At 66.0% G+C, this 517-nt stretch carries 1 protein-coding gene; it reads left to right on the top strand.

Annotated features, from left to right (window positions below; all coding sequences use genetic code 11):
- The coding region (locus tag QYH69_RS36000) for an ABC transporter substrate-binding protein (RefSeq protein WP_308836351.1) at positions 1–517 on the top strand (517 nt) is incomplete at both ends.

Here is a 517-nt window from a genome sequence, read left to right as displayed (position 1 = left end):
GTCGCCGGCTTTGAAGTCACGCCGGCGGCGCTGGCCGTGGCGCCGCTGTCGGCCGAGGCCAAGGTCGTCGAGCTCGTCATGGCGGCCGGCACCTCGATCATCACCGAGAAGTCGCCGTACATCGTCCGCACCAGCTTCACCTTGCCGCAGTCGTCGGTGATCGTCGCCGACTGGGCCGCCAAGAACAACATCAAGAAGGTCGTGACGATCGTCTCCGACTATGCGCCGGGCGCCGACGCGGAGAAGTGGTTCATCGACACCTTCAAGAAGCACGGCGGCCAGGTCGCCGAGACCATCAAGGCGCCGCTGGCCAACCCGGACTTCGCGCCGTTCCTGCAGCGCGCGCGGGATGGCAATCCCGACACTCTGTTCATTTTTGTCCCGACAAGCCAGGCCGGTATCCTGGCCAAGCAGTTCGTGGAGCGCGGGCTCGACAAGAGCGGGATCAAGCTGATCGGCCCCGGCGACATCGCCGACGACGAGGACCTGCCGGGCATGAGCGATGCGATGATCGGCA

The sequence above is a fragment of the Paraburkholderia sp. SARCC-3016 genome (genome assembly GCF_031119615.1).
GTDB lineage: Bacteria > Pseudomonadota > Gammaproteobacteria > Burkholderiales > Burkholderiaceae > Paraburkholderia.
This window is presented reverse-complemented; position numbering and strand designations above follow the sequence as displayed.